The organism is Streptomyces sp. NPDC002742, from assembly GCF_042888885.1.
GTDB lineage: Bacteria > Actinomycetota > Actinomycetes > Streptomycetales > Streptomycetaceae > Streptomyces.
In genome coordinates this window covers 1-8,219 of sequence record NZ_JBIAQF010000058.1, presented here as the reverse complement: position 1 = coordinate 8,219, position 8,219 = coordinate 1, and the positions used below count along the sequence as shown (strand labels likewise).

Annotated in this window: 6 protein-coding genes and 1 pseudogene; 5 read left to right on the top strand and 2 right to left on the bottom strand. The window is 67.8% G+C overall.

Features of this window, described 5'->3' with window-relative positions; all coding sequences use genetic code 11:
* Window positions 1–339: 339 nt before the first annotated feature.
* On the bottom strand, window positions 340–2,067 hold the full coding sequence (locus tag ACFYW8_RS44270; protein ID WP_389093726.1) for a long-chain fatty acid--CoA ligase: 1,728 nt from the start codon (window positions 2,065–2,067) through the stop codon (window positions 340–342).
* A 176-nt stretch (window positions 2,068–2,243) separates the two neighbouring features.
* Between ACFYW8_RS44270 and ACFYW8_RS44265 the strand changes: the two genes are divergently transcribed.
* The 5 genes from ACFYW8_RS44265 (at window position 2,244) to ACFYW8_RS44245 (ending at window position 7,806) form a co-directional block, all read left to right on the top strand.
* Window positions 2,244–2,543: a hypothetical protein gene (locus ACFYW8_RS44265; protein ID WP_365882760.1), complete on the top strand. Its 300-nt coding sequence runs from the start codon at window positions 2,244–2,246 to the stop codon at window positions 2,541–2,543.
* A gap of 421 nt (window positions 2,544–2,964) precedes the next feature.
* On the top strand, window positions 2,965–5,502 hold the full coding sequence (locus ACFYW8_RS44260; protein WP_389093720.1) for a YfhO family protein: 2,538 nt from the start codon (window positions 2,965–2,967) through the stop codon (window positions 5,500–5,502).
* Window positions 5,499–6,491 (top strand): glycosyltransferase, encoded by a 993-nt coding sequence (locus ACFYW8_RS44255; protein ID WP_389093716.1) that lies wholly within the window; start codon window positions 5,499–5,501, stop codon window positions 6,489–6,491. Before ACFYW8_RS44260 ends, ACFYW8_RS44255 begins: the two co-directional genes overlap by 4 nt.
* 14 nt (window positions 6,492–6,505) lie before the next feature.
* A complete protein-coding gene (locus tag ACFYW8_RS44250) occupies window positions 6,506–6,925 on the top strand; it encodes a GtrA family protein (RefSeq protein ID WP_365882767.1) in 420 nt (139 codons plus the stop codon).
* A 296-nt stretch (window positions 6,926–7,221) separates the two neighbouring features.
* The gene (locus ACFYW8_RS44245) at window positions 7,222–7,806 is read left to right on the top strand and encodes a hypothetical protein (RefSeq protein ID WP_389093712.1); all 585 of its coding nucleotides are present in this window, start codon (window positions 7,222–7,224) and stop codon (window positions 7,804–7,806) included.
* Between the two features lie 50 nt (window positions 7,807–7,856).
* Here ACFYW8_RS44245 and ACFYW8_RS44240 read toward each other — a convergent pair.
* A pseudogene (locus ACFYW8_RS44240) lies at window positions 7,857–8,219 on the bottom strand (ISAs1 family transposase); the annotation flags it as partial.

Genomic DNA, 8,219 nt, shown 5'->3' with positions numbered 1-8,219 from the left:
ACGCCGTGACCACGTGGTGTGTGGAAGGGGCGGCGTACGTCGGCGCCGCGGCCCGTACGGGCTCGTGGCGCCTGGCGACGTCCCCAAGACAAACAGGCCGGAAGGATGTCCGCAATGACCCCATTTACTAGTTGCGGCCGCACCCGCCAGGATGGCGGCTCATGTGAGCCGAGTCTCAATCCCCAGGTCAGGAGTGGTGCGGGCACTCACGTAGACCTCCATTGCCCCTACTAGCCTTCTTAGTAAGTGACGTGGGTCATGTGGGGTGCTTCACCGATCGGGCGGTCCTCCGTGTGGCGCTCCCCACGGGGTGGAACGTCGAACATGACGGAGCGTGGCTCAGGTCGTACGCGCCGAGTCCCGCAGGGCGCTCTTGGACAGCTTGCCGGTGCCCGTCCTGGGCAGTGCTGTCATGAAGAAGAATTCGTCGGGCAGCCACCACTTGGCGACCATCGGCGTGATGTGCCGCAGGAGCCCTTCCGCCGTGGTGGCGCTGCCGTCGCGCAGAACGACGTACGCGACGGGGCGCTCCGCCCATCGCGGATCCGGGCGGGCGATCACAGCGACTTCGACGACGTCGGGGTGTGAGGCGATGACGGCCTCGAGCTCGATCGAGGAGATCCACTCGCCCCCGGACTTGATCAGGTCCTTCATCCGGTCCACGAGCCGCAGGTAGCCGTCGGCGTCGATGGTGGCCAGGTCGCCGGTGCGCAGCCAGCCGTCGCCGGTGAAGCTGTCCTCACCGTCTGCCCGAAAGTAGGCACCCGCCACCCAGGGGCCCGCCACCTGCAGCTCGCCGACGGCGTCGCCGTCGCGCGGCAGCTCCAGGCCCGTCTCGACATCGACGATCCGCAGGTTCACGAGTGGCATGGGCTGCCCCTGGGCGGCCCGCACGGCCACCTGCTGCTCCGTGGTCGCCTTCCGGTGCCGGGTGCGCGTGCCGCCGACGGCCCCTACGGGGCTGACCTCCGTCATCCCCCATGAATGGGTGATGGGTACGCCGAGTGCGGCACGGTAGGTCTCGGACAGCGCCGGGGGGACGGCGGAGCCGCCCCCGAGCAGTAGCCGCGTGGCGCTCAGGTCGTGAGCCCGCAACTCGGGGACCAGGCTCTTCCACACCGTGGGTACGGCACCGGCGACCGTCACGCGCTCGGCCTCCATCAACCGCAGCAGATGAGCCGGATCCGTGGAGTCGCCGGGGAGAACCAAGGAGGCACCTGCCATCATCGCGCCGTAGGGAAGTCCCCAGGCGTTGGCGTGGAACAGGGGCACGATCGGCATCACGACATCGCTCTCGCTGAGACCGATGAGGCCTGCCGCGAGCGTTCCCAGACAGTGCAGGACCGTCGACCGGTGGCTGTAGAGCACGCCCTTGGGGGGTCCGGTCGTCCCGGAGGTGTAGCACAGTCCCGAGGCCAGGTTCTCATCCGCCAGTGCGAACGTGTCCTCGAACGAGCCCGCAAACGGAGCAGCGCTGGAGATCACCTCGTCGTGGTCCAGCAAGCGGGGGTCCGCCGGGATCGCCGTGTCGGTGCCGTCGGGCATCACCACCCAGTGCCGTACCCGTGGCAGCCGGTCGGCGCTCGGCCAGATCCGGGGCAGCAGCCCGCGATCGACGAACACCACGTCGTCCTCGGCATGGTCGACAATGTATTCAAGGTGCCCCGAGGAGAGCCGGATGTTGATCGTGTGCAGCACCCGCTTGGTGGCCGGCACCGCGAGACACAGCTCAAGGTGACGTCGGTTGTTGCCGGCGAACGTCGCGACACGGGCGCCGACCGGGACACCGAGGTGGTCCAGTGCCGTGGCCAGGCGCCTGGTGTGGTCGGCCACGTCGGCGTAGCTGAGCCGCTCGGCGCCGGCAGTCGTGACGTGCTTGTGCGCATGGAGTCTCTCGGCGCGCTCCAGGATGTGCGCGATGGTGAGCGGCCGTGGCTGCATCAGCCCGTCCATGACGTCGATGGCCCCGGCCGCCATCGACGCCGGTAGCTCGTCGCGGCGTGCGGGGCCTGGCCGGTCGACCCCAGAGGCTCCGGTGACGATCGCGACGCGGGACTGATCAGACATGGGCCTTCTCTTTCGGTCAGCGGGTCAGCCCCAGGACCCGGGCGCGGGTCCAGCGGCGTGCGAGGAATATGAGCCTGCGGGCTGGTAGGGGCCGGGAATTCCGACTCGGACGGCCTGGTCCGGCCCGGCCGCCCCTCGGTGCCTGTGAGCTGCCAGGCAGCTGAGCGCGAGGGGACGTGCCCGTCGGCACCGCCGAGCAAGCAGTCGACCGCAGGGTGTGCGAGCGGATCGACGATGCCGGTGGCCTCGCGGTCGGCGACGACGCGGGCGTAGCGGCTGGTTTCGGTGAACCGGACCCGGGCGCCGTCCTCCGAGTCGGCGCTGTGGCTATCGGCCGTCGCTGCGGGTGGACTGCCCTCCGGCGCCTCATCCGCGGCACCACGGACGCGGATGAACTCGCGGGTGAGCATGCTGGAGAACCAGGGCCGACCATCGTGCCGACGGTCTCCTTCGGGGAAATGGAAGCCTTCAGGTGACAACGGTTGTATCCGTGATCATGAGTGTCTTCTCGACCCGGCATCGGCTATGCGACACACGTCACCTTAGGTCCGGTTCCGGAGCGAGGAGAGGTGAGAACCACCCACTCATCGGCCCGCTTCGGCGGCGGTTCCCCACACTCCGCACCAGCCTGGGGATCTGAAGGAAGGTCAGACATCGTTGGCATCGACGGAATCCGCATATGAGCGCCGGTTCGCACCGTGATCCCGGGGCGAGGGCCATGCGTCCGCGTGAGCGCACCCCGAGGCCTCGGCATTGGACACGCAGGAGCCTCGTGCGCGGCAGATCTACGCACTTCGTGGTGAACTATGACTGTTCGCCATATGCGGGGAGTTGACGGGTGGGAGAGCCGCGGTGCTGAGACCTTCCCCCGAAGCTCGCACGCGTACGTGCCACATCGTGACGCCGCGCTCTCGCCGTCCGCAGATCCTGGCGGCGCTCCTGTCCGCTGCGATCTCCATGGGCGCGTACTGCGTGGCGATGGTCGCGCGCGGGACGTATCCCTTCGGTTCGCGGTCGCGGGCGGTCAACGACCTGGGCAATCAGTTCGTACCGTTTCACGCCCGTCTCTGGGATCTTTTGCACGGAAACACCAGCGGCGACCTGGTCTTCAACTGGGGCAGTGGATTCGGTTCACCGTTCCTCGTCGACTTCATCACCTACCTGATGAACCCGTTCTCCTGGCTTGTCGGCCTCTTCCCTCGCGACATGGTCGAACTGCCGGTGTTCTTCGTCACGCTCTTCAGCGTGGGTCTTGCGGCCGGCCTGATGACCCTCTTCCTGGGGCGATTGCGTCCCGGTTCGCCCTGGCTGCGCGCACTGCTGGCGGTCGGGTACGCGGTCAGCGCCTGGATGATTTCTGACGGCTTCTCCGATCCCATGTGGATGTGGGGGCTGGTCGCCTTCCCGCTTCTCGGCATTGCCTACGACTGGTGCCTGAAGGGTCGGCACTGGATCCTCGGCACCCTGTTCGTCTTCGCCGCCTGGGCCGGCAACTTCTACACGGCCGCCATGGCCACCATCGGCATGATCCTGGTCCTCGTGGTACGCGTGCTGCTCGACGAGAGCCCGGCACGCAGGCGGTCGCACGCCCTGCTCCGGGCCGCCGCCATGACCGTAACGGGCGTCCTGCTCGCGGCGCCGTCCCTCACGGTCGGTTTCAGGGCCAGTCAATCCTCCCAGCCCGCCCCGGCCACTGCTTATGCGGGCGCGCCCGACGTCCGCGACTACCTGGCCCATCTGCTGCCCGGAGGCCTGAACCCGGCAGCCCCGCAGATCTCTGTCGGCCTGTTGCCGCTGCTGCTGGTTTTCGCCTTTCCCTTCATGCGTCGCATCCCTGGCAATGAACGCCTCATCTGGTGCGGTCTGTTGGTGCTGGTCGCCCTTTCCTACGTCTGGGTGCCGACCATCAGGCTGTGGCATGGCCTCGCCCTGCCCAATGGCAGCCCCTACCGCGCCTCTGTCGCATTGACCGCGATGCTGGTGATGGTCGCCTGGCTGGCGCTGGCCCGCTCTCCGCGCCCTTCGGAGCTTCTGGCCGGCGCCGGCGTCACCACGGTGCTCCTGGTGGTCGTGAGCCCGAGCAGGTACCTCACTCATGGCACCTGGATTCTCGCCGTCGCCGGCGGCACGGTCACCCTCGGCCTGCTGGTGCTCCTGCACCGCCACCGGGCCGACCGCCGCATCGGGATCGCTGTCACCGGTGCTCTCGCCACGACAGTGTTCCTCGCCACCGCGTACACCGTCTTCTCGGTCACCGCGATCCGCGACAAGAACCCGTGGTGGAGGCCGAAGAACACCTTCAGCAGCAGATCCCTGGCCGCCTACGACGCGGTCCGTGCCCACGATCGCTGGCCCACCACCCGCAGCGACCCCGGCCCCCACGAGTTCGCCGACAACGATCCCATGCTGATCGGCGGCTCCGGCGGTTCGTACTACAGCAGCTACGTGCCCGCCGAGACCGCCGCGGCCCTGCACGCCCTGGGAGCCGGCTGGTACATCCAGGGCCGCCACACACTCAGCTTCAACGACCCTGTCGGCCGCGCGATCATGGGGGTAGGCAGCTATCTCGACTGGGCCCGGAACAAGAACGGGTTCACTCAGCACTCCTCCCCCGCCCCTCCCGTGGTGACGCTGCGTCCCGGCGACCAGACCCGGCACATCGAAGACGCCACCGTCTGGGCACACCAGGAACGAGTGCTGGGCGCCCGGGTCTACCAAGTGCCCCCGCTCACGCCTGCCGACGGCCCCGCACCCGCCGGCAGGCGTGACGGCAGCTGGCACTTGCCGGGAAACGCCAAGGGCGCCGAACGGACCTCTTTCATCGCGAGTTGCCCCTCCGGAAGCGAAGCGCTCTGGTACGCGCCCTGGTACCACGGTCAGGTGCGCGCGGCCGACTCCCGGGGAATGGCCCTTGGCCCCGATGTCGAGCAGGCCGGACGGTTCAACATGACCAGCAACGGGATTGTGCCGCTGGGCACGGTGCCCGCCGGGGGAAAGCTCACGGTCCAGCTCGCCACCGCCCAGGCGCAGGACATCCCGAACACCCCGGTCGGCTGCTTGGACCGCGCGAAGCTCGACCGCGCCATCGGACACCTCAGAGCAACGGGACCCACGGATATCTCAGCCGGCGGTCACTCGATCGCGGCCACCTTCCCCAAGGGAACCACCGGCACCGCCGTGATCTCGGTTCCCGCCGTGAGGGGCTGGCAGTGCTCGGCAGGGGGGAAGGCGGCCAGGCGCCCCGCGACCCTGGGTGGGCTGATCGCCGTGATCCTGGGGGGCAACGGCTCGCGGGTCTCCTGCTCCTACCGCACGCCCGGGCTCAGGTCAGGGCTGCTGATGAGCGCTCTCGCCATGGCCGTACTGCTCGCCGTCGCTGTCGCCGGGCGTGTCCGGTATCCGCTCCACCGCTTCCCCACCAGGAGAAACCGATGATTAAGCTGTCGGTCGTCGTCCCCTGCTACAACGAAGAAGCGGTCATCGACCAGTTCGATGCCACAACCCGCGGCGTGCTCGACAACCTGGCGATCGAGTACGAGATCTGTTACGTGGATGACGGCAGTAGCGACGGGACCCTCGCCAAGCTGCGGGCCCTGGCCCACAAGGCTCCGGCGGCCACCCGCTACATCTCCTTCAGCCGCAACTTCGGCAAGGAAGCAGGCATGATCGCAGGCCTGCGCGAAGCCACCGGCGACGCCGTCGTGATCATGGACGCGGACCTTCAGCACCCCCCGAAACTCATCAGGGGAATGCTCGACCTGTACGAACTCGGGCATGACCAGATCATCGCGCGCCGGACCCGCAGCGGAGACAAGAGGGTCCGCTCCACGCTCAGTCGCGTCTACTACTACGCCGTCAACAGGTGGATCGACGTTGAACTCGCCGATGGCGCCGGCGACTTCAGGATGCTGTCCCGGCCCGCGGTCGACGCGCTGCTCTCCCTCGGCGAATACAACCGCTTCTCCAAAGGCCTCTTCTCCTGGATCGGCTTCGACACCGTCACCTTCGACTACCAAAACGCACCGCGAGAAGCCGGCGAGACCAAGTGGAAGTTCGGTTCCCTGCTGAACTACGGCATGGACGGTCTGATCTCTTTCAACAACCGGCCACTGCGCATCGCGATCTGGGCCGGACTGAGCCTGGTCTGCGTCGGCGCGGCCTACGCCCTGTGGATCATCGTCCAGGCAGTGACCAACGGCATCAGCACCCCCGGCTATGTCACGCTCGTCGCGATCATCGTGGCCCTCGGCGGTGTACAGATGGTGATGCTCGGTCTGATCGGCGAGTACGTCGGACGCATCTACTACGAGACCAAGCGGCGCCCCCACTTCCTCGTGAAGGAGGCCCACCGCGTCCCCGCCAAGGCCGACGGCATCGAGCGGCGCGACGGGCACGGGGCCCACCGACATGACCGAGTGGTCTGATCTTGCCTCGCCCGATGAGCGCCGACCAGCTGCGACAGGTCGTGCGCTTCAGTCTGGTCGGCGCGGTCAACACCGGAACGTTCTACGTCTTCTACCGGCTGCTGTTGCCGTGGATGCCGTACTTCGGCGCCTACACCATCGCCTTCCTGCTGAGTATGCTCGGCTCGTTCTTCATGAACACCTATTTCACCTATCGAACCCGCCCCACCTGGAAGAAGCTCCTCCTCTTCCCTCTCACCAACGTCACAAACTTTGTGGTGCAGAGCGCGGGCCTGTTCGCGCTGGTGCACTGGATAGGCTTGGACAAGCGGTACGCACCATTGACGGCCGCAGTCGCCGCCATCCCTTTCACCTACCTGCTGTCAAAACGCATCCTCGCGCCCAACAGGGAAAAGAAGCTGTCCGAGCAGGAGCAGCCACGCCAAAGCGCATGAAATCCCACACCTGGGCAGCGAGATGGTGCTCGATCGGCTTCGCTTCGACTGAGGGGGATTCAGTTGGCGGTGGATGACGACCCGCCGACGGGGTGGGACGCAGGAGCGTGTCGCATGTGGGAGGCGTTCCGGCGCGGCGACCGGTGTGAGGGCGTGCCGGAGGTACGCGGGGAAGCCATACGCAGACTGCTGCTGTCCACGCCGCCCCAGCGACCGGCCACCTGGCCCGGCTCCGGCTGCGAGGTGTCCGCATACGGGGGCAACTGGACCTGTCCGAGACCGCCGTACACAGTGCCATGCGTCTGCAACGGTGCTCCTTCGACGCGGTACCACGGCTGGAGGGCGGACAGTTCGAGGCCCTGGAACTCGACGAGTGCCGCCTCCCCGGTCTGCGCGCCCACAGTGCCCGCGTCACCCAGGAGTTCAAGGTCACCCGGTGCACGGTGAACGGCACCCTGGACCTGCGCTCCCTCGGCGTCGGCACCCATCTGTCCCTCGAACGCACAACGGTCCGCCCCGCGCCGGGAGAAGCCGGTGTCACCGCCCAGTCCGTCGCCGTCGACGAATCCTTGTGGGCAACGGACCTGGACTGTGCCGGTGCCTTCCATTTGAACAACGCCCGCGTCCGGGACCCGCTCGTGCTCATCGGCTCCCTGCTCGGAACCTGGCCTCCCGCGCCCGTGGGCGGCGGCCCCTATCCGCGCTTCCAACCCGTCATCTACACCCTCGATCTCCTCCTACCGCTCGTCGACCTCAGCCAGGAGCGCGCCTACGGGCCGTCCGGGGCCATGCAGTGGGTGGCGATCGTCCTCGTCGGAAGCGGTTGGCTGCTCGCAACCACCGTCGCGGCCGGAGCAGGTCGCATCCTGCGCAGAACCTGAACCTCCCCGAACTGAGCAGAGGCGCCGACCGGCTTCGCCGCAGGGCGGCTTCAAGTTCCCGGTAGGAGCGGGCTGTTGGTGATGCCCCGGATCCAGACGGCGTGTTCGGGTGCGTCCCGGATCGCTCGGGTGGTCTTGGCGATGTTGTCGGCTCCCAGCAGCCGTAGCCTGCCGATGGCCAGGTTCCGCAAAGCGGCCATCGCCCGCGGTGCGCTGCCGGTGTGGACGCTGGAGGCGTCCTCGGCGAACACCACGTCTCTGACATGGTGGCTGGAATTTACGGTTCCCCAGTGCCCGCGTACGTATCCGCCCAGATCGGCGGGGCTGGCCTGGTGGGTGTCGAGGCTGGTGACGGCGTAGACCGTCTCCCGGGTCTGCCGCCTGCCGCTCTCCTGGCGGCGCCGGTGGATACG